The sequence below is a fragment of the Streptomyces sp. NBC_01551 genome (genome assembly GCF_026339935.1).
Lineage (GTDB): Bacteria > Actinomycetota > Actinomycetes > Streptomycetales > Streptomycetaceae > Streptomyces.
The window spans coordinates 195494-214777 of the sequence record NZ_JAPEPX010000001.1 but is presented as its reverse complement, the minus strand read 5'-3'; the positions used below and the strand labels follow the sequence as shown (position 1 = coordinate 214777).

19 protein-coding genes are annotated in these 19284 nt (G+C 73.1%); 14 read left to right on the top strand and 5 right to left on the bottom strand.

Annotated features, from left to right (window positions below; translation table 11 throughout):
* The first annotated feature begins 14 nt into the window (after nucleotides 1-14).
* The 8 genes from OG982_RS00795 (at nucleotide 15) to OG982_RS00760 (ending at nucleotide 9520) form a co-directional block, all read left to right on the top strand.
* Nucleotides 15-1037, top strand: a complete 1023-nt coding sequence (locus OG982_RS00795; protein ID WP_266790690.1) for a carbon-nitrogen hydrolase family protein — start codon at nucleotides 15-17, stop codon at nucleotides 1035-1037.
* The gene (locus OG982_RS00790) at nucleotides 1034-2161 is read left to right on the top strand and encodes a cupin domain-containing protein (protein WP_266790692.1); all 1128 of its coding nucleotides are present in this window, start codon (nucleotides 1034-1036) and stop codon (nucleotides 2159-2161) included. Before OG982_RS00795 ends, OG982_RS00790 begins: the two co-directional genes overlap by 4 nt.
* A gap of 17 nt (nucleotides 2162-2178) precedes the next feature.
* The gene (locus tag OG982_RS00785) at nucleotides 2179-3090 is read left to right on the top strand and encodes a fumarylacetoacetate hydrolase family protein (RefSeq protein ID WP_266790694.1); all 912 of its coding nucleotides are present in this window, start codon (nucleotides 2179-2181) and stop codon (nucleotides 3088-3090) included.
* Between the two features lie 88 nt (nucleotides 3091-3178).
* Nucleotides 3179-3886, top strand: a complete 708-nt coding sequence (locus tag OG982_RS00780) for an Asp/Glu racemase (protein WP_266792303.1) — start codon at nucleotides 3179-3181, stop codon at nucleotides 3884-3886.
* A 71-nt stretch (nucleotides 3887-3957) separates the two neighbouring features.
* The gene (locus OG982_RS00775) at nucleotides 3958-4785 is read left to right on the top strand and encodes a PaaX family transcriptional regulator C-terminal domain-containing protein (RefSeq protein WP_266790695.1); all 828 of its coding nucleotides are present in this window, start codon (nucleotides 3958-3960) and stop codon (nucleotides 4783-4785) included.
* A gap of 217 nt (nucleotides 4786-5002) precedes the next feature.
* Nucleotides 5003-5830 (top strand): xanthine dehydrogenase family protein subunit M, encoded by an 828-nt coding sequence (locus OG982_RS00770; RefSeq protein WP_266790697.1) that lies wholly within the window; start codon nucleotides 5003-5005, stop codon nucleotides 5828-5830.
* Nucleotides 5827-8544 (top strand): molybdopterin-dependent oxidoreductase, encoded by a 2718-nt coding sequence (locus OG982_RS00765; protein ID WP_266790699.1) that lies wholly within the window; start codon nucleotides 5827-5829, stop codon nucleotides 8542-8544. The genes OG982_RS00770 and OG982_RS00765 overlap by 4 nt, the downstream gene beginning before the upstream one ends.
* A 7-nt stretch (nucleotides 8545-8551) precedes the next feature.
* Nucleotides 8552-9520, top strand: a complete 969-nt coding sequence (locus OG982_RS00760; RefSeq protein WP_266790701.1) for an antibiotic biosynthesis monooxygenase — start codon at nucleotides 8552-8554, stop codon at nucleotides 9518-9520.
* A gap of 30 nt (nucleotides 9521-9550) precedes the next feature.
* Here OG982_RS00760 and OG982_RS00755 read toward each other — a convergent pair whose 3' ends face one another.
* The gene (locus OG982_RS00755) at nucleotides 9551-10603 is read right to left on the bottom strand and encodes a zinc-dependent alcohol dehydrogenase family protein (RefSeq protein WP_266790703.1); all 1053 of its coding nucleotides are present in this window, start codon (nucleotides 10601-10603) and stop codon (nucleotides 9551-9553) included.
* 63 nt (nucleotides 10604-10666) lie between these two features.
* Nucleotides 10667-11530, bottom strand: a complete 864-nt coding sequence (locus OG982_RS00750; protein WP_266790705.1) for a DMT family transporter — start codon at nucleotides 11528-11530, stop codon at nucleotides 10667-10669.
* Nucleotides 11531-11651: 121 nt separating this feature from the next.
* Here OG982_RS00750 and OG982_RS00745 point away from each other — a divergent pair, with 121 nt between their 5' ends.
* A complete protein-coding gene (locus OG982_RS00745; protein WP_266790706.1) occupies nucleotides 11652-12425 on the top strand; it encodes a hypothetical protein in 774 nt (257 codons plus the stop codon).
* On the opposite strand, the gene OG982_RS00740 is transcribed toward OG982_RS00745, so the two are convergent.
* Genes OG982_RS00740 through OG982_RS00730 form a run of 3 tightly spaced genes read right to left on the bottom strand, consistent with a single transcriptional unit; the run spans nucleotide 12412 to nucleotide 14743 of the window.
* On the bottom strand, nucleotides 12412-12942 hold the full coding sequence (locus OG982_RS00740; protein ID WP_266790708.1) for a MepB family protein: 531 nt from the start codon (nucleotides 12940-12942) through the stop codon (nucleotides 12412-12414). The genes OG982_RS00745 and OG982_RS00740 overlap by 14 nt on opposite strands.
* Nucleotides 12939-13766, bottom strand: coding sequence for a RimK family alpha-L-glutamate ligase (locus OG982_RS00735; protein ID WP_266790710.1), 828 nt, complete (start codon nucleotides 13764-13766; stop codon nucleotides 12939-12941). Before OG982_RS00735 ends, OG982_RS00740 begins: the two co-directional genes overlap by 4 nt.
* Nucleotides 13763-14743 carry a RimK family alpha-L-glutamate ligase gene (locus OG982_RS00730; RefSeq protein ID WP_266790712.1) on the bottom strand — a complete coding sequence of 327 codons (981 nt, stop codon included), beginning with the start codon at nucleotides 14741-14743 and terminating at the stop codon, nucleotides 13763-13765. The genes OG982_RS00735 and OG982_RS00730 overlap by 4 nt, the downstream gene beginning before the upstream one ends.
* 312 nt (nucleotides 14744-15055) lie before the next feature.
* On the opposite strand from OG982_RS00730, the gene OG982_RS00725 reads away from it, so the two are divergent.
* The 5 genes from OG982_RS00725 to OG982_RS00705 are packed head-to-tail and all read left to right on the top strand — an operon-like array spanning nucleotide 15056 to nucleotide 19235.
* Nucleotides 15056-16585: a sensor histidine kinase KdpD gene (locus tag OG982_RS00725; protein WP_266790714.1), complete on the top strand. Its 1530-nt coding sequence runs from the start codon at nucleotides 15056-15058 to the stop codon at nucleotides 16583-16585.
* Entirely contained in the window at nucleotides 16582-16983 is a 402-nt protein-coding gene (locus OG982_RS00720) for a roadblock/LC7 domain-containing protein (RefSeq protein WP_266790716.1), read from the top strand. The genes OG982_RS00725 and OG982_RS00720 overlap by 4 nt, the downstream gene beginning before the upstream one ends.
* A complete protein-coding gene (locus tag OG982_RS00715) occupies nucleotides 16980-17378 on the top strand; it encodes a DUF742 domain-containing protein (RefSeq protein WP_266790717.1) in 399 nt (132 codons plus the stop codon). Before OG982_RS00720 ends, OG982_RS00715 begins: the two co-directional genes overlap by 4 nt.
* Before the next feature lie 46 nt (nucleotides 17379-17424).
* Nucleotides 17425-18000 carry an ATP/GTP-binding protein gene (locus tag OG982_RS00710; protein WP_266792304.1) on the top strand — a complete coding sequence of 192 codons (576 nt, stop codon included), beginning with the start codon at nucleotides 17425-17427 and terminating at the stop codon, nucleotides 17998-18000.
* Entirely contained in the window at nucleotides 17997-19235 is a 1239-nt protein-coding gene (locus tag OG982_RS00705) for a cytochrome P450 (RefSeq protein ID WP_266790718.1), read from the top strand. The genes OG982_RS00710 and OG982_RS00705 overlap by 4 nt, the downstream gene beginning before the upstream one ends.
* Nucleotides 19236-19284 lie beyond the last annotated feature (49 nt).

The window sequence follows — 19284 nt, the reverse complement described above, 5'->3', positions numbered from 1 at the left end:
AAGGGGAGCATCCCGTGCCACCGCCGCCGTCCCTCGACACCCTGCCCCGCTTCACGGCCGCCGCCGTCCAGGCCGCGCCCGTCTACCTCGACCCCGCCGCGACCGTCGACAAGGCCGTCGCCCTGATCGCCGAGGCCGCCGGGAACGGAGCCGAACTGGTCGTCTTCCCCGAGGTGTTCGTCCCCGGATACCCGTACTGGAACTGGACGATGAACCCGGTCCAGGGCTCGCCCTGGTTCGAGCGCCTCCAGCGCGCCTCCGTCGACATCCCCGGCCCGCACGTCGACGCCCTGCGTGCGGCGGCCCGCCAGCACGGCGTGGTCCTCGTCATCGGCGTCAACGAGCGCGCCGCCCACAGCCTCGGCGTCCTCTACAACACCCTGCTCACCATCGGCCCCGACGGCGAACTCCTGGGCGTGCACCGCAAGCTGGTCCCCACCTGGGCCGAGAAGCTCACCTGGACCGGCGGCGACGGCAGCTCGCTGCGCGTCCACCGGACCCCGGTCGGCCCGCTCGGCGCCCTCGCCTGTGGCGAGAACACCAACACCCTGGCCCGGTTCACCCTCCTCGCACAGGGCGAACTCGTCCACGCCTCCTGCTACATCGCACTGCCCGTCGCCCCGGCCGACTACGACATGGCCGACGCGATCGCCGTGCGGACCGCCGCCCACAGCTTCGAGGGCAAGGTCTTCTCCGTCGTCGCCTGCTCCACCGTCTCCCCGGAGATCGTCGACACCCTCGCCGGTGACGACGAGGAGCTGCGCGCCCTGTTCCAGCGGCCGCGCAGCGCCCTGTCCGGCATCTTCGGCCCGGACGGCCGCCCCGTCACCGAACCGCTCGTCGACGACGAGGGCATCGTCTACGGCGAGATCGACCTCGGCCGCTGCATCCAGCCCAAGCAGATGCACGACATCACCGGCCACTACAACCGCTTCGACATCTTCCGCCTCGAAGTCGACAACACCCCGCGCCCGCCCGTGACCTTCACCGCGGCGCAGGCGGGCCCGCTGACCACCACGTCCGAGGAGGACGCATGACCATCGAGCAGGACGACACCATGCTCGGCCGCGCCCGGGTCTTCGACACCCCCGAACTCACCGCCTACTACGGCGAACTCGAGGCCCTGGACGCCGGCGCCCTGTGGACCGTCGCCAACGACATCGAGCCCTGGTACCCCCAGCCCAAGTCCGTTCCCGTGCTGTGGCGTTACGAGGAACTGCGGCCCCTCGTCCACAAGGCCCTCGGCCTCGTCAAGGCCGACGACGCCGGCCGCCGCGTCGTCATGCTCGTCAACCCCGGCCGCAAGGACGTCAGCGCCGCCGCCGGACTCCTCTACACCGGCCTCCAGATCATGGGCCCCGGCGAGGCCATGACCGCCCACCGCCACCAGGCCGCCGCGCTGCGCTTCGTCCACGAGGGCACCGGCGCCTGGACGATCGTCGACGGCCAGAAGCTCAAGGTCGGCCCGCGCGACTTCGCCATCACCCCGAACGGCACCTGGCACGAACACGGCAACGACGGGACCGACGCCCCGGTGATCTGGCAGGACGGCCTGGACATCCCCCTCGTCAACGCCCTGGACGCCGGGTTCTACGAGGTGCACCCCGAGCTCCACCAGACCCCCGGGAGGGTGGTCAACTCCTCCGTCCTCACCTACTCGGGCACCCTGCTGCCGTACGGGGCGCAGAAGTGGACCCGGCCCTACTCGCCGCTCCTCGCCTACCCGTGGGAGCCGACGTACGAGGCCCTGCGCGGCCTCGCCAAGGCGACCGAGGGCTCCCCGTACGACGGGGTCATCGCCGAGTACACCAACCCGGTGACGGGCGGCTCGGTGATGCCGACCATGGGCGCCCACATGCAGCTGCTGCGCCCCGGGCAGGCCACCGCGGCCCACCGGCACACCGGCTCGGTGATCTACACGGTCGCCAAGGGCCGGGGCGCATCGGTGATCGCCGGCCGGCGCTTCGAGTGGCGGGAAGGGGACATCTTCTGCGTCCCGTCCTGGGCCTGGCACGAGCACCACAACCTCGACCCGTCCGAGGACGCCTGCCTGTTCTCCTTCAACGACTTCCCGGTCATGCGCTCGCTCGGCTTCCACCGCGAAGAGGCCTACCCCGACCACGGCGGCCACCAGCCCGTCACCGCCGAACCCGCCGCCTGACCCACGAGGAGCCCCTCATGCGTTTGCTGACCTTCACCACCACCGCCCCCGGCGCCGCACCGCGGCTCGGCATCGAGACCGACGGCCACGTCCTCGACCTCGCCGCGCTCGCCGAGCACGCGGGCGCCGCGCTCCCGCACGACCTGCTCGGCCTCGTGCAGGCCGGCCCCGACGCGCTGGACGCGGTGCGCCGACTGCTCGACGGCGACCGGCCCGCCCACGCCGTCCACCGGACCGAGGACGTCCGACTGAGCGCCCCCCTGCGACCCGGCAAGATCATCGGGGTCGGGCTCAACTACGTGGAACACGTCGAGGAGTCCAGCCGCAGTCTCGACACCGACAAGGAACTCCCGCCCCGCCCCGTGCTGTTCAGCAAGCCCGCCACCGCCGTCACCGGCCCCGGCGCGCCCATCCTGCACAACGCCGACCTCACCACCCAGCTGGACTGGGAGTGCGAACTCGCCGTCGTGATCGGCCGCACCGCGTTCCGGGTGAGCGAGGAGGACGCGTACGACCACGTCTTCGGCTTCAGCATCGTCAACGACATCAGCGCCCGCGACCAGCGCCGCTCCGGCCAGTGGTTCTTCTCCAAGGGGCAGGACTCGTACGCGCCCTTCGGGCCGGTCGTCGTCACCGCCGACGAGATCCCGGACCCCATGGCGCTGGACCTGTCACTGCGGGTCAACGGCGTCACCAAGCAGAAGTCGAACACCCGGCACATGCTCTTCCCCATCGCCCGCCTCATCGCCGACATCAGCTCCGGCGTGACCCTGGAGCCCGGAGACGTCATCGCGACCGGTTCGCCCTCCGGGGTCGGGGCCGGCATGGTCCCGCCCGAGTTCCTCCGGCCCGGTGACACGGTGGAGGCCACGGTGGAGCTGATCGGCACCCTGGCCAACCCCGTCGTCGACTCGCGCCGATCCCGCTGATCCCCTGCGCCGCCCCGAGAACCGAGGAGTACCCGTGCCGCCCCGCACCTACCGCATCGGCCAGATCGTGCCGAGCTCCAACGTCACCATGGAAACCGAGGTCCCCGCGATCCTGCGCTCCCGCGCGGCCCTCGCGCCGGACGAGCGGTTCACCTTCCACTCCAGCCGGATGCGCATGACCCATGTGACCCCGGAGCAGCTCAAGGCCATGGACGCCGACTCCGACCGCTGCGCCGTGGAACTCTCCGACGCGCGGGTCGACGTACTCGGCTACGCCTGCCTCGTCGCCATCATGAGCATGGGCCCCGGCTACCACCGCGTCTCGCAGGAGCGGCTGCACCTGCGCACGGTGGAGAACGGCGCCCCCGCGCCCGTCGTCACCAGCGCGGGCGCCCTCGTACACGGGCTGAACACCATCGGCGCCAAGAAGATCGCCCTGCTCGCCCCGTACATGCGGCCCCTCACGCGGACCGTCGTGGACTACCTCGGCCGGGAGGGCATCGAGGTCCTCGACTACCGGGCCCTGGAGATCCCGGACAACCTGGACGTGGCCGCCCACGACCCGGCCCGGCTGCCCGGCCTGGCCCGCGCGCTGGAGTACGCCGAGGCGGACGCCGTCGTCCTGTCCGCGTGTGTGCAGATGCCCTCGCTCGGCGTCATCGAGGAGGCCGAACAGCTCCTGGGCAAGCCGGTCGTGTCGGCGGCCGTGTGCACCGCCCACCAGATGCTGCGCGCCCTGGACCTCCCGGCCGTGGCCCCCGGGGCCGGGCACCTGCTGTCGGGGGCCTATGCCTGACCGGCCGCCTGGCCGGCGAGGCCCTGAGGGGGCCCCGATATGATCGCGACCGCGTACAACGGAAGGCGATCATGTCGGACAGCCCCCTCAGGCCCAGCTCGTTGATCAACACGGTCTACGGGGCGTTCCTGCGCCGCCTCGGTGGCTGGATCTCCATCGCCGACCTGATCACGCTGATGGGGGAGCTGGACGTCGACGGCCCGGCGGTGCGCTCGGCGATCTCCCGGCTCAAGAAGCGCGGAGTCCTCGAACCGGAGCGCCGCGGCGCCACCGGCTACCGCCTCAGCCCCGCCGTCCTGCCCGTCTTCGACGAGGGCGACCGCCGCATCTTCGCCAGCCTCGAACCCGCCGACCTCGCGGACGGCTGGGCCATGGCGGTGTTCTCCGTACCCGAGTCGGAACGCTCCCACCGCTACCAGCTGCGCACCCGGTTGAGCTGGCTCGGCTTCGGCAACATCGCTCCGGGCGTGTGGCTGGCGCCGGGGCGGCTGCTGGAGGACGCGCGCAGCATGCTCGTCCGGCTCGGCCTCAGCGACTACGTGCACCTCTTCGCCGCCGAATACGCCGCTTTCAGCGATCTGCCGGGCACCGTCAGCTCGTGGTGGGACTTCCCGGCGATCCAGACGCAGTACGCGGCGTTCACCGACACCTACGCGCCGGTGGCGGAGCGACTGGCGCGGGCCGAGGCGGAACCCGACCCAGCCGAGGCGTTCCGGCACTACGTCCCGCTGCTCACCCAGTGGCGACGCCTGCCCTACCTGGACCCGGGCCTGCCCACCGAACTGCTCCCGGCGGACTGGAACGCGGTGGCGGCCCGCCAGGTCTTCCAGCGCCTGCACGGGATCCTCCTCGACCCGAGCCTGCGCCACGTCGGCGAGATCACGGGCCTGCGGGCCTGACGGCGCCGGGCCCGCGCCGCACCCGCCGGGGCGCCTGCTCCCGGCCGGGTCGGCGCGATCCGCCGCGCGGTGCGCCGCGACCGGGCGGGAGCGGTGACGGGCGAAGCGCTGCCCGGGAGGGCACTCGCCGGGCGGGCTGCCCCGTCCGTCCGGGCATATCCTGAAAGGGATTCCCCCAGTCCGTCACGTGATCGTCGCCGTGAGGGAGGGCGTATCCATGGACCTCAACACGATCGCCGATGTCGTCCGCCGCCCGGCCGACCGGCCAGGTGCCGACTGGCGCGAGGGTGATGCGTGGCTGGCGGGCGGAACGTGGCTGTACTCCGCGGAGCAGCCGGACCTGCGCCGGCTCGTCGACCTGACCTCACTGCGGTGGGACGCCCTCGTCCCGAGCGACGACGGCCTCGAGATCGGTGCCACCTGCACCATCGGTGAGCTGTACGCGTTCCGGCCGCCGACGCACTGGTCCGCGGGCCCCCTGTTCGCGACGAGCTGCGAGGCGTTCCTCTCCTCGTTCAAGATCTGGAACGCGGCGACCGTCGGAGGCAACATCTGCATGTCCCTGCCCGCCGGGCCGATGATCACGCTGACCGTCGCCCTGGAGGCCACGTACGAGCTGTGGGCCCCCGACGGGTCCACGCGCACCGTCGACGCCCTCGACTTCGTGACCGGCGACCACCGGAACGTGCTCACGCCCGGCGAACTCCTGCGGCGCGTGCGGATCCCCGCGCACGCCCTGCGCAAGCGCACCACGCACCGCCGCTTCTCGCTGACCCGCCTCGGCCGCTCGACGGTCTTCCTCATCGCCACCCAGACGCCGGGCACGAGCGACCTGCTGCTCACCGTCACCGCGGGCACCACCCGGCCCGTGCGCATGGTTTTCGACACCATGCCCGATGCGGGGACCCTGCAGCAGAGCCTCGACGTCATACCCGTCGACGTGTGGTTCGCGGATCCCAACGGAACCCCCGAACACCGCCGCCACCTGACGAAGCACTTCGTCGAGGAGATGCGGCGCGAACTCGCGGCTGGAGGACCGGCATGACGTACCGCGTGAACGGCAGGAACCTCGACGGGGAACCCGCCCCCGGCCAGTGCCTGCGTACCTTCCTCCGCTCCCTCGGTCACTTCGGAGTCAAGAAGGGCTGTGACGCCGGCGATTGCGGCGCGTGCACGGTGTGGCTCGACGGGATCCCGGTCCACAGCTGCGTCACCCCCGCATTCCGTGCGGAAGGCCGGGAGGTGACCACGATCGAGGGCCTCGGCTCACCCGGCGACCTGCATCCTGTGCAGCGGCGCTTCCGTGACGCCCCCGGGTTCCAGTGCGGCTTCTGCACCGCAGGGATGATCATGACGGCGGCGACGTTCACCGAGGGCCAGAAGGCGGACCTGCCGCGGGCGCTGAAGGGCAATCTGTGCCGGTGCACCGGCTACAGGGCGATCGAGGACGCGGTGCGGGGCGTCGTCGGCGTGGAGACGGCCGCGCCCGGCAAGGCCGTGGGGACGAGCGTCGGCGCGCCGGCGGCCAACGACGTCGTCACCGGCCGCGCCAGGTTCACGATGGACACCCACATCGACGGGATGCTGCACCTCAAGGTGCTGCACTCGCCCCACGCGCATGCCCGGATCGTCTCGGTCGACAAGACCGCCGCGCTCGCCGTTCCCGGCGTGCACCGGGTCTACACCTGGGAAGACGTGCCGCGCAGACGCTTCACCACCGCGATCCACACCGATCATCTCGTCGACCCCGACGACACCTTCATCCTCGACCGGACGGTGCGCTTCGTCGGACAGCGCGTCGTCGCCGTCCTGGCCGACACCCCCGGGGCGGCGGAGGAGGGCTGCCGCAAGGTTGCCGTCGCATACGAGCTGCTGCCCGCGGTGTTCGACCCGGAGGAGGCAATGGCCGAGGGCGCCCCGCAGATCCACGGCGCGGACGACCCGTTTGTCCGTGACCCCGTCCGCAACGTCCTGCTTGAGATCCATTCGCACATCGGCGACGTCGAGGAGGGCTTCGCCGCGGCCGACGTGATCCACGAGGGCACGTACGTCTCCCCGCGCGTGCAGCACGCGCACCTGGAGACGCACGGCTCGATCGCGTGGATGGACAACGGCCGCCTCAACGTCCGCACCAGCTCGCAGTCGCCGTCGATCGCCAAGGTGAAGCTCTCCTACCTGTTCGCGCTGCGCCCGGACCAGCTGCGCGTGTTCTGCGAGCGCGTCGGGGGCGGGTTCGGCGGCAAACAGGAGGTGATCTCGGAGGATCTCGTCGCCCTCGCCACCCTCGACACCGGTCGGCCCGTCTGCTTCGAGTACACCCGCGAGGAGGAGTTCACCACGGCCTCGCCCCGGCACCCGATGAAGCTGACGGTCAAGCTGGGCGCGAAGGCGGACGGGACGCTCACGGCGTTCCAGGTGCGCAACGTGTCCAACACGGGCGCCTACGGCAACCACGGCGGTGAGACGCTCTACGCGGGCGGCGCGGCCGTCATGATCTACCGCTGCCCCAACAAGAAGTACGACGCGTTCTCCGTCTACACGAACACCGTCCCCAGCGGCGCGCTGCGCGGGTACGGGATGACACAGCCGGCGTTCGCCGTCGAATCGGCGATGCACGAACTCGCTGTCGCCCTGCACATGGATCCGCTCGAACTGCGGCGGCGCAACATCGTGAGGCCGGGCGATCCGCTCGTCTCGACGCACGACGGCCCCGACGACGTCATCTTCACCGAGGACGGGCTCGCGAAGTGCATCGACGAGGTGGAACGGGCCATGGCCCGCTCGGCCGACGCGTCTCCCCCCGGTCCCGGGTGGCTCGTCGGGGTCGGCGTCGCGAGCTCCCTGCACGAGACCGCACCCCCGACCGAGCACATCTCGGAGGCCTGGGTCACCCTCGGAAACGACCTCGTCTACGAACTGGCCGTCGGGACGGTCGAGTTCGGCGAGGGCACCTCGACCGCGCACGTCCAGATCGCGGCCAACCAGCTGGGCACGACGCCGGCGCGGATACGCCTCGTGCAGTCCGACACCGACCGCACGGGGTTCGACACCGGCGCGTTCGCGAGCGCGGGACTCTTCGTCGCCGGAAACGCGGTCTTGCGCGCGGCCAACGCCGTGCGCGACCGGATCCTCGAATTCGCCGCCGCCCACACCGGCGTCCACCTCGTGATGTGCTCCATGGACGACGACGGCGTCCTCTGCGGCGACCACCGCGTATCGCTGGCGGAGCTCGTCGCACTGGCGCGGGCGCGCGGCATCCGGTTCACCGCCGCACGCAAGGCCTACGGCTCGCCCCGGAGCCTGGTCTCCAACACGCAGGGGTTCCGCATCGCCGTCCACCGGGTGACGGGTGAGATCCGCGTCCTGCACAGCGTCCAGGCGACCGACGCCGCCGTCGTCATCAACCCGGCCCAGGTACGGGGCCAGGTGGAGGGCGGTGTCGCCCAGGGCCTCGGCTTCACGCTGACCGAGAACTACCAGGTCGATGCGGGCGGCGTAATGCTGAACCCGAACTTCCGCAACTACCGCATCCCCACCTACGCCGACGTCCCCCGCACCGAGGTGCTCCTGGTGAAGTCGGCCGATTCCGTCGGGCCCATGCGCGCGAAGGGCATGGCGGAATGCTGCATCAACCCGGTGGCCCCCGCTCTGGCGAACGCCCTCCAGGACGCCACGGGCGTCCGCTACCGCGAGCTGCCCCTGACCCCGGAACGAATCTACAGCCGACTGGGCGAGAGCAAGCCGGTACGGACGGCCTGAGGCCACCATGAACACCCACGATCACGAAGAGGCCGCGACGGCCATCATCGGCCAGAAGGTCGTGCCCGGGCTGGAGCGCGAATACGCCTCCTGGCAGGAGGACGTCAACGCCGCGGCGGCCGGCTATCCCGGATCTCTCGGTTCCGAGGTCTCCCCGCCGACACCGCTGCAACCCGACTGGGTGACCGTGTACCGGTTCGACTCGATCGCCCATCTGCAGGCGTGGATCAACAGCGCGACCCGGCAGCGGCTGCTCGACGCGGGCGGCAAGTACTTCGACGGCCCCGCGACCCAGCAGGTGGTCAGCGGCGGCACGCGCCCCACGGACCCACTGGTGACCGTGGTCGTCACCCATCGCGTCCACCCGCACTCCGTCGAGGACTTCCTCAAGTGGCAGCGCCACATGAGCGAGGAGGAGAGCAAGTTCGAGGGGTTCCGCGGTACGGAGATCTTCCGCCCGGTCGAGGGACTCCAGGACGACTGGACGACGCTGTACCGCTTCGACAGCGCCGAACACCTCGATGCGTGGCTGACCTCCGCCGAGCGCCAGGAAGTCCTCGCCGAGGGCGAGAAGTTCGACGACTACAGGATGCGCACCATCGACAACTCGTTCGGCAGCTGGTTCGCCTTCGAGGAGAACGGCAAGGAAGCGCCACCGCCGTCGGTGACCAAGACGGCCATCGCGGTCTGGGTCGGCCTGTACCCGACGGTCGTGTTGCTTGCGCTCGCCCTGTCCCCGTTGCAGCTGCCGATCTGGATCGGCCTGCTCGTGGGCAACCTGCTGTCGAGCCTCGTCATGAGCTTCTTCACGATGCCGTTCTACGTGAACCCCTTGCTGGGACGGTGGCTGCGCCCGCCACGGGACGAATCGCCGAGGAAGAACAACCTCGTCGGCATCGGCCTCGTCGTCGCGCTCAACCTGTTCTGGGTCGCGGTGTTCTACCTCGTGACGCGACAGATCTGGACGTTGCCGTAGCCAGGGCCGGGCCGCGCCGTGATCGTGGTGTCAGGCGCGGGAGGGCCCGCCCGGCAGGATCACGCTGACCCCGCGGCCCGGGGACGTGCCCATCGCGGCGAGGGCCGCCGGGGCCCCGGCGAGGGGGATCACCGAGGTGACCAGCAGGTCCGGGCGCAGGATCCCGGACCTGACCAGCTCCATCATCGGCGGGTACGCGTGCGCCGCCATCCCGTGGCTGCCGAGGATCTCCAGCTCCCAGCCGATCACCCGCTCCATCGGCAAGGCCGTTGCCCCGGCCGCCGCCGGCAGCAGCCCGACCTGTACGTGCCGTCCGCGCCTGCGCAGCCCCGACACCGAGGCCGCCGCCGTCGCCGGGGACCCCAGGGCGTCCAGCGACAGCTGCGCCCCGCCCCCCGTCGCCTCCCGGACGGCCTCGGCCACGTCGCCGCGCCCCGCGTCCACGCAGTGCGCCGCCCCGAACTCGCGCGCCAGCTCCAGCGCCCCCGGCGCGGTGTCCACCGCCACCACCCTTGCCCCGGCCGCCGCCGCGATCATCACCGCGGACAGGCCCACCCCGCCGCAGCCGTGGACGGCGACCCACTCGCCCGGCGCCACCCGCCCCTGCGCGACCACGGCCCGGAACGCCGTCGCGAACCGGCAGCCCAGCGAGGCGGCCGTCGCGTACGAGAGCTCCTCGGGCACCGCCACCAGGTTCACGTCGGCGTGGTCCAGCGCCACGTACTCGGCGAAGGACCCCCAGTGCGTGAAACCGGGCTGCGTCTGCCGGGCGCACACCTGGTGGTCGCCGGCCGCGCAGTCCGCGCAGCTCCCGCAGGCGCAGACGAACGGCGCCGTGACCCGGTCGCCGACCCGCCAGCGGGTCACGCCCGTGCCCACCGCCTCCACCACCCCGGCCAGTTCGTGCCCCGGCACGTGCGGCAGCACGATGTCCGGGTCGTGCCCCATCCACCCGTGCCAGTCGCTGCGGCACAGCCCCGTCGCCTCGACGCGGACCACGACCCCGCCCGCGGCCGGGCCCGGCTCGGGCACCTCCCGGACCTCGGCCGGCTCGCCGTACCGCTCGAACACCACCGCGCGCATGGCACTCCGCCCTCCGTTCGACTGCCCCGCACGCTACCCGCCGCCTGCGCCTCCCGGCGGGCGTTACGGTGCCCCGTCCCCGACCTCCGGGCGGGACAGGGCGCGGATGCCGGCCGCGATCAGGGCGACGCCCAGCAGCTGGGGGAGCAGCCACCACCCCGCCCGGACGTGCTCCTCGTACAACAGGACGCCCAGCGCGATGCCGAGCATGGCGTCGCCCAGCGTCAGCGCGGGCTGCGAGGCGACCAGCGGCCCGCCCTGCATGGCGTGTTCGAGCAGCAGCAGCGCGCAGATGCCGGTCACCACGAAGGCGTACGTCTGCCAGGCGGTCAGGAACGCCACGATGCCGCCGCCGTCGCCGAGGCGGACCACGGCCGACTTCATCAGCGCGGCGGTGAGCGCGTAGCAGACGGCCGTGGCGGCCCCGAGGCAGCCGGCCCGGGCCCGCCCGGGCGGGCGGCGCAGCCCGGCCACGGCCAGGGCCGCGACGGCCACCGCGCACCCCGCCAGGGTCGGGATCCAGCGATCGGCGGGCACGTCCGTCAGATTCCCCTCGGGCGAGGCCCCTGCCAGGGCCAGCCCCAGCCCGCCGACCACCGCCGCCACGGCCAGCCACAGCGCCCCCGGCAGCCGCCGCCGGGCCAGCAGCGAGGCGATCAGCAGCGCGAGCGGCAACTCCAGCACGAACAGCGGCTGTACGAGGGCCAGCGGGCCCGTCGCCAGCGCCGCGGCCTGCCCGGCCCCGGCGGCGATCACGGCGATGATCCCGGCCACCCACACCGGCCGCCGCAGCAGATCGAGGATCAGGCTGAACCGGAACCCGGCGCTCTGCGGCACGGTGAGGGCCGCCCGCCGCTGGAGGACGGTGGCGAACGCGTTGCTGAGCGCCGCGAACAGCGCGAGGAGGACCGGCAGGACGACGCCCATCCCGCGATCCTCACGGCGCCCGCCGCCCGCCCGGCCCGCCGACACGCCGGGCGGCCCGCATTCCCCCGTCCGGGCGGCGGAGCCCTGTCCTCCGGCGGCCCTCCGGTGCCACCATCGCCGCATGACCGTGGGGGACTACGCACAGCGCAGGGAACCGGAGAACAAGGACCGCTCGCTGGTCGGGCGTTTCATGGAGCCGCCGCGGGAGGCGGTCCTGGACGACCGGCCCATCCGGGTGCTCCAGGAGATCCGGTTCTGGGGCGGGCTGGGGATCGCGGTCCTGGTGAAGGGGCCGACCGCGATGCACAAGGGCGACTGGGCGGCCGCCTGGGCGCTGGACGGGGCTCTGCGCGTCCTGCTGACGCCGGTGCTCCTGCTGGTCACCGTCCCCGTGGTGGTCGCCGGATACGTCGCGGCCGCCCGGCCGGGGTCGCGCCGCCGCATGATCGGGCGATTACCGGGCCCCCTGAAGGCCGTCGGGGCCTTCCTCGGGCACGTCCTGCTCGCGGCGCTCTCCGCCCTGGTGCCGTGGTGGCTGTTCGACCGCTACGGGTTCACCGTGACGACGTTCCTCGCGATCGTGCTCGGCGTCTACGGCCTGGCCCGCGGGATCGGGTTCGTCCTCTACGCCTTTCCGGCCGTCTCCCGGCACATGTTCCGTACGGTCGAGGTCCACCAGGCGCTGCCCGCCCTGATCACCGTGGTGCTCGCCTGGGAGTTCGTCCTCCAGGACGCCTTCTTCCCCTTCGGGGACTGGCCGCAGGACACCCTCCTGCTCCCCGTCGGCGGCGCCACCACGACCACTGCCATCGCGGCCTTCGAACTGATGCGCCTGCGCAGCCGGCACGGCATCCGGCTGCGCTCCCTGCCCGCCGCGACGGTCAGCCGCGGCTGACGTCGGGCGGGGCGGCCGCCGGAGGCCCGTAGAGCTCCCGGGCCCGGCCGAGGTCGACGGCGGCGGGCACGCTCAGGTCCAGGAAGTGCTCCAGCTGCCAGGCTTGGGTACGGGCGGCCTGGCGGCTGGTCGTCGTCACCCAGGGCGGGTACACGCGCAGGGCCCGCTTGCCCCCGGCGCCGTCCACGGAGACGACCCCGTGCCGGCGGAACGCGTCCACGGAGAAGACGAACTGGCCGAAGCGGCCCCGGTCGCGGCAGCTGACGACGAAGAGGTCCACGGGATCCGCCGCGTCGAAGGGCCGGATGGGCCCGCCGGGGGACCTCTGCCACACCGTGACGAACTGGCCGGCCTTGGTGGGCGTCGTCCGCGCCGCCCGGAACCGGACGGAGCGGCCGTCGAGGGTGAACGTGTGGGCGGCGTACTCGGCGCTCTCCGCCTCGGGCACGGGCTCGGAGCAGGCGAAGCCGCACGGGACGTAGACGAGTTCGCGGGCCGCGCGCAGATCGGGGTTCACGTGTCGCTCCCGTCACGAGGGGCCGGGACCGAGGGGGATCCGGCCCGGCGCAGGGCCAGCGCGGCCAGGGCCTCGGGGGCGCCGGCCTGGCCGCGGACCCCGGGGAAAGCGTTGACGTCCACGATCAGCGGGGCGCCGTCGCCCACGTCGATGATGTCCACGCCGTACACGTCCAGCCCGAACACCTCGCCGACGCGGAGCGTCAGATCCGCCCAGCCGGACGGCAGCCGCGCGAGCGGCAGGTTGGGACCCCGCCCCTGCGGCGAGAGTTCGGAGCGGCGCCGGGCCGCGAAGATCCGGTCCCCGATCGCCCAGAGCTTGTGGTCCCAGCCGCTGTTGGGCGCGAACTCCTGCACCACCACCGGCTCGCCCGGCCACGCCCGGGCCAGCTCACGCAGCTCCGCCGGGGTGTCCACGCGGGCGACCAGATCGCCCCGGCGGTTGCGCCGGCTCTTGACCACCACGGGGGAGGCCAGCGACACCCCGGCGGCCCAGGCCGACAGCGCCTCGTGCGTACGGGTGGCCGCGAACGGCAGGCCCGCCCGCACGGCCAGCTCCGCCATCTCCGTCCGGTCCTGGCACAACGCGGTCGCCGCGGCGGAGTTCACCACGGGCGCTCCCCGCCGCTCCAGCTCCCGCGCGAGCTCCAGGGCCCGCGGCGTGCCCGACTTCAGCAGATACAGGTCGGCCGGCGAGCCGGGGGGCGCGGCGTCGGCCCCCGCCCCCGGGTCCAGCACCTCCACCCGGTGCCCGGGGGCGAGCAGCGCGGCCATGCCCGCCAGCAGCGGATGCCCGGGCTCCGGCGTGATGAGGCCGATCCTCACAGCGACTCACCGACCCGCACCGAGACCTGCGCCGGGATCGACACGGGCAGCGCCTGCGCCCGGGAGCGCGGTACGGGGGCCGCCGTGGGCGGGAGGGGGTTCACGGCCGGGGCGGAGGCCGCTGGGACGGAGGCCGTCGGGGCGGCTGCCGGGGCCGCGGACGCACCGCCCGCCCGGGCCAGGTCCAGTACCGCCCGGGCCACCCGGGCCGCCGCGTCCGGGACCTGACGGAAACTCGGGAAGTCGTTCACGTCGACGACCATCGGCCCGTCCGGGCCCAGCAGGACGTCCACCCCGTACAGGTCCAGCCCGTACACCGCCCCCACCTGCGCGGCGATCGCGGCGACTTCCGCCGACAGCGGCACCCGGCGCTCCCGTACCGCCGGATCCGGGTGCAGCGGCGAGCAGCGCTCGGTCGCGAACAGCTCCCCGCCGACGGCGTACACCTTGATGTCGGTGCCCGAGTTGGGCACGTACGGCTGGGCGATGAGCAGGCCCTCGCCCGCCAGCTCCGGGAGCAGCGGTTCGAGCTGCCGCGGCGAGGACACCAGGTGCACCGCCCGCCCCGAACTGCCGTCGGCGGGCTTGACGACGAGGGGGTACTCGGTGGCCGGGATCTCCCGCAGCAGCTCCGGCCGGGCCACGGCGTACGTCGCCGGCATCGGCAGCCCCCGGGTGCGGCCGATGGCGGCGGCCAGCGCCTTGTCCCGTACGCCCCGGATGGAGCGCGCGTCGTTGACGGTGGTCAGGCCGGCCGCGGCGGCCGCTTCGAGCAGGGTCAGTCCCGGTCCGCCGGACACTGTCTTGAGCACCCACGCGTCGTGCGTGCCCGCGCCCACGACCTCGGTCATGCGCAGCAACGATCCGCCCGGCCGCACCACGTCGACCTGGTGGCCCCAGGCCGTCAGCTGCCGGACGACCTCGTTGGGCATGCCGTCGTGACGGTAGTGCTCCTCCACCAGGAAGCAGAGCCTCATCGACCTATCCCCCCACATTCCCCGGACGTCCGCCGATCCCGTCCGGCGAGTTGTGACGTCACAGGATGTCATGGACCGCAATGTGGTGATCGCTCCGCATCCGCGTCGTCGGCGGCGCGCCGACTCCTTCCGGCGTCCGGTGGGCGGAACGGGCGGCGCTCAGAAATGGTCGCAGATCGTGCGCAACCGGTCTGCGGAGGGGGAGATTTCAGCCAGGGGCTAGCCGAAACGATCAGGGAGCCTCCTATAGTTGGGCCTCGTTGCCACAGGAACCCGTTCTTCCATTTTCGCCCCGGTTTGAGGCTTTGATTGATGTCGGCGTCGCCTTCCCCCCTTCGCCCCTCCGCCCTCGCCATGCTGGTCACCACGCTGGCCTCGGGCGCGTTCTGCACGGCGGCGGTGGCAGCGGCCCCCTCGTCCGTCCAGGTTCCCCTGGCCTGGTTCGCCGGCTCCGGCGCCCTGCTGCTCAGCGTCGCCGCCTTCGCCGTGACCTGGCTGGCCCAGACGGCCCGGGTGCTCCGCCGCCGGATCGGCGACGGTGAGGCGCGGATCGCACGGCTGACCTCCGAGACGGCCGCCCGCACCGCCGAACTCGACCGGCTCACCGGGATCCACGCCGACGAACTGGCGCGCCGTGCCTCCGCGCACGCCGCCGAACTCGGCGCCGCGAACGCCGCCCACGCCGCCACCCGCGAGCGGCTCGGCGAGGAACTGCGCCGCGCCGAGTCCGGCCGTGCCGCCGCGATGGCCGCCGCCGCCAACACGGCCGGGCGGATGCAGGCGCTCGCCACCGGCATGCTGGCCGACCTGCGCGAGATGGAGCACCGGCACGCCGACGAGGACGTCCTCGGGGACCTGCTCCACCTCGACCACCGCACCGCCCAGGCCGGGCGCATGGCCGACTCCATCGCCGTCCTCACCGGAGCCCGCTCGGGCCGCCGCTGGGCGAAGCCGATCGTCATGGAGTCCATCCTGCGCGGCGCCATGGGCCGGATCGGCGCCTACCAGCGGGTCCGGCTGCACTCCACCAGCGACGCCGCCGTCGCCGGGCACGCCGCCGAGGGCGTCATGCACGCGCTGGCCGAACTCCTCGACAACGCCGCGAACTTCTCCCCGCCGACCGCCGAGGTCCACGTGTACGTGGAGGAGGTGCCGGCCGGGATCGTCATCACCGTCGAGGACAGCGGGCTGGTGATGAGCGACGTGCAGCTGCGGCGCGCCGAACGCGCCGTGACCGCCGAGTCCCTCGACCTCGCCGGGCTCTCCGGAACCCGCCTCGGCCTCGCCGTCGTCGGCCGCCTCGCCCGCAAGCACGGCCTCACCGTCTCCTTCCGCCCCTCCGCCCGCGGCGGCACGGGCGCCCTGATGCTCCTCCCGCACGACCTCCTCAGCCGCACGCCGTCGGATCCGCCGGTGGCCCCCCTCCCGATCGACCTTCCGCCCGCCGCCGGCCCGGCGTCTGCCGAGGGCCGCGCCCCGGCCCGGACGACGGCCGACGCCGCCGAGCCCGAGGCTGCCCACGGCACTCCGGCCGACCCGGTGGGCCCCGCCGCGGTGGCGGCGCGCGGCGTCGAGTCCCGGGGAGAGGACGGCCCGGGCGCGCGCCCCGGCGGCGAGGAGCCGGCGACCGGCCCCGGCGGGCTGCCGCAGCGGCGGCGGGGGCGGACGCTGGCCGCCGCTCACCCCGAGGGGCCCGACGCCGCGCCCCGTACCGCGCCCCCGCCTGGCGGAGCGTCCCGCTCGGCCGCCCGCTTCGGCAGCTTCCGCCAGGCCGTACGCGCCGCGGCCGCGCCGACGCAGCCCTCGAACCCCCCGCACCCGGAAGGCGAAACGGAAAAATGACCGGCACCACCACCGACGAGACGCTCAACTGGCTCCTGGAAGGCCTCCTGGAACGCACCCCCGGCGCCCGGCACGCCCTCGTCCTCTCCCGGGACGGCCTCAAGCTGTGCCGCACCCCCGAGCTCTCCGTTGACCAGGCCGACCAGCTCGCCGCGATAGCCGCCGGCATCCAGAGCCTGTCGCACGGCGCGTCCATCGAGTTCGGCGACGGCACCGGCGGCGTCCGCTCCGCGATGGCCGAGTTCCACGGCGGAATCCTGTTCATCGTCGAAGCCGGTGAGGGCGCGCACCTCGCGCTGGTCGCCGCCGACGACGCGGACGCCGGGCTCGTCGGTCACAACATGTCCGAACTGGTGGAGCAGCTGAGCGAGCATCTGATCGCCAGGCCACGGGGTTGAGCCGCAAGAGGCCGGGCCGGGACGACTCCCCGGACCGGCTGTACACCCTCACCGGGGGCCGCAGCCGCTCCGGCTCCGACGCGTTCGACCTGGTCACCCTGATCGTCGCCGAGTGCGACCCGGTGGCGGGCATGCAGTCGGAGCACGCGGCGATCCTGCGGATGTGCCGGTTCCCGACCGCGGTCGTGGAGATCGCCGCCGAGCTGGAACTGCCGGTGTCGATCGTCCGGATCCTCCTCGACGACCTGCTCGGCACCGGCCGCATCAGCGCCCGCCACCCGCGCACGGCTCCCGGCAGAGGACCCCGCACGGAACCCGGCTCGGCGTACCCCTCGTACCGACTTCCCGATCCCGCCATCCTGGAGCAGGTGCTCGTTGGACTCCGCGATCTCTGACCAGGGCGCAGACCGGCCCGACGACGACCGGCGCCGGACCCCGGCGCTGCGGAGCACCGCCGACAACGGGCTGAAGATCGTCATCGTGGGTGGTTTCGGCGTCGGCAAGACGACCATGGTCCGCTCCGTCAGCGAGATCCGCCCGCTGAACACCGAAGAGACCATGACCCAGGCCGGCGAGGCCGTCGACGACACCGCCGGTGTCGCGACGAAGACCGCGACCACCGTCGCCTTCGACTTCGGCCGCATCACCCTCGACGCGCACAACGTCCTCTACCTGTTCGGCGCCCCGGGTCAGGAGCGGTTCTGGTTCCTGTGGGACCGGCTGTTCTCCGGCACCCTCGGCGCGGTCGTCCTCGTCGACACCCGCCGGCTCGCCGACTCCTGGTACGCCATCGACCGGCTCGAACACCACGGCACGCCCTTCATCGTGGCCTGCAACGACTTCGGCGGCCCCGCCCACACCGCCGAGCAGGTCCGCCAGGCCCTCGACCTGCCCGAGAACGTCCCGCTGGTGTTCTGCGACGCCCGCTCGCGCGCGTCCGCCAAGGACGTCCTGATCTCCCTCGTCCAGCACCTCCAAGCGCACCTCGTGCCACCGACCCCGGAGCCCGCCCCGTGACCACGCCCGCCGACCACGAAGCCCCGCCCGTCTACCTCGGCGGCCCCCGGTTCCAGACCGAACCCGCCGAGCTGTACCGGGAGATGCGGCGCGACCACGGCGCCGTCGCGCCCGTCGTCCTCGACGGCGACGTGCCCGCCTGGCTGGTCCTCGGCTACCGCGAACTGCACCAGGTCACCGGCGACCCCGTGCTGTTCTCCCGCGACTCGGCCCTGTGGAACCAGTGGGACCGCATCCCGGCCGACTGGCCCCTGCTCCCCGTGATCAGCCGCGAGCAGAAGTCGGTCCTCTACACCGTCGGCGAACGCCACCGGCAGCGGGCCGGGCTCATCTGCGATGCCCTGGAGTCCGTGGATCCCTTCGAACTCAAGGGCCACGCCGAGCGGTTCGCCGACGAGCTGATCGACGCCCTGTGCGGCAAGGGGGCCTGTGACATCGTCGCCGAGTACGCGATGCTGCTGCCGCTGCGCGTCCTCGCCCGGATCTACGGCTTCTCCGACGAGCAGGGCCCCGGCCTGGTCACCGCCATGAACGACATGGTCAACGGGCGGGAGGGCGCCCTGGACGGCCAGCGCCACGTCGCCGAGTCGATGTACGGGCTGCTCGCCGCCAAGCGGGCCGAGCCCGGCCCCGACGTCGCCTCCCGGATGCTCGCCGCCGGCACCGGGCTCACCGTCGACGAGATCGCCCAGGACCTGATGGTGATGCTGGCCGCCGGCCACCAGCCCACCGCCGACTGGATCGGCAACTCGCTGCGCCTCATGCTCACCGACGACCGGTTCGCGGCCTCCCTCGCGGGCGGCCGGCACAGCGTCGGCGAGGCCATGAACGAGGTCCTCTGGGAGGACACCCCCACCCAGAACGTGGCCGGCCGCTGGGCCTCCCGTGACACCCACCTCGGCGGTCGCCGCATCGGCCGCGGCGACCTGGTGCTGCTCGGCCTGGCCGCCGCCAACTCCGACCCCCAGGTGCGCACCGACGCGGGCGCCCTCACCGGCGGCAACAGCGCCTTCTTCTCCTTCGGGCACGGCGAACACCGCTGCCCCTTCCCGGCCCAGGAGATCGCCGAGGTCATCGCCCGCACCGGCATCGAGGTGCTCCTCGACCGGCTCCCCGACGTCGACCTCGCGGTGCCCGCCGACGAGCTGAAGCGGCGCCCCTCGCCCTGGCTGCGCGGCCTCGGCGAACTGCCGGTGTCCTACACCCCCACCCCCGCCCTCGGAGCCCACCGATGACCCTCCCCGTCCGGCTGTCCTGACGGCCCCCGGAAAATCGAATGTGCCT

Excerpts from the sequence above, each read along its gene's own strand:
- OG982_RS00790 (WP_266790692.1), top strand. The coding sequence starts at position 1,034 with ATGACCATCGAGCAGGACGACACCATGCTCGGCCGCGCCCGGGTCTTC.
- OG982_RS00785 (WP_266790694.1), top strand. The coding sequence starts at position 2,179 with ATGCGTTTGCTGACCTTCACCACCACCGCCCCCGGCGCCGCACCGCGG.
- OG982_RS00780 (WP_266792303.1), top strand. The coding sequence starts at position 3,179 with ATGGAAACCGAGGTCCCCGCGATCCTGCGCTCCCGCGCGGCCCTCGCG.
- OG982_RS00775 (WP_266790695.1), top strand. The coding sequence starts at position 3,958 with ATGTCGGACAGCCCCCTCAGGCCCAGCTCGTTGATCAACACGGTCTAC.
- OG982_RS00770 (WP_266790697.1), top strand. The coding sequence starts at position 5,003 with ATGGACCTCAACACGATCGCCGATGTCGTCCGCCGCCCGGCCGACCGG.
- OG982_RS00765 (WP_266790699.1), top strand. The coding sequence starts at position 5,827 with ATGACGTACCGCGTGAACGGCAGGAACCTCGACGGGGAACCCGCCCCC.
- OG982_RS00760 (WP_266790701.1), top strand. The coding sequence starts at position 8,552 with ATGAACACCCACGATCACGAAGAGGCCGCGACGGCCATCATCGGCCAG.
- OG982_RS00755 (WP_266790703.1), bottom strand. The coding sequence starts at position 10,603 with ATGCGCGCGGTGGTGTTCGAGCGGTACGGCGAGCCGGCCGAGGTCCGG.
- OG982_RS00750 (WP_266790705.1), bottom strand. The coding sequence starts at position 11,530 with ATGGGCGTCGTCCTGCCGGTCCTCCTCGCGCTGTTCGCGGCGCTCAGC.
- OG982_RS00745 (WP_266790706.1), top strand. The coding sequence starts at position 11,652 with ATGACCGTGGGGGACTACGCACAGCGCAGGGAACCGGAGAACAAGGAC.
- OG982_RS00730 (WP_266790712.1), bottom strand. The coding sequence starts at position 14,743 with ATGAGGCTCTGCTTCCTGGTGGAGGAGCACTACCGTCACGACGGCATG.
- OG982_RS00725 (WP_266790714.1), top strand. The coding sequence starts at position 15,056 with ATGTCGGCGTCGCCTTCCCCCCTTCGCCCCTCCGCCCTCGCCATGCTG.
- OG982_RS00720 (WP_266790716.1), top strand. The coding sequence starts at position 16,582 with ATGACCGGCACCACCACCGACGAGACGCTCAACTGGCTCCTGGAAGGC.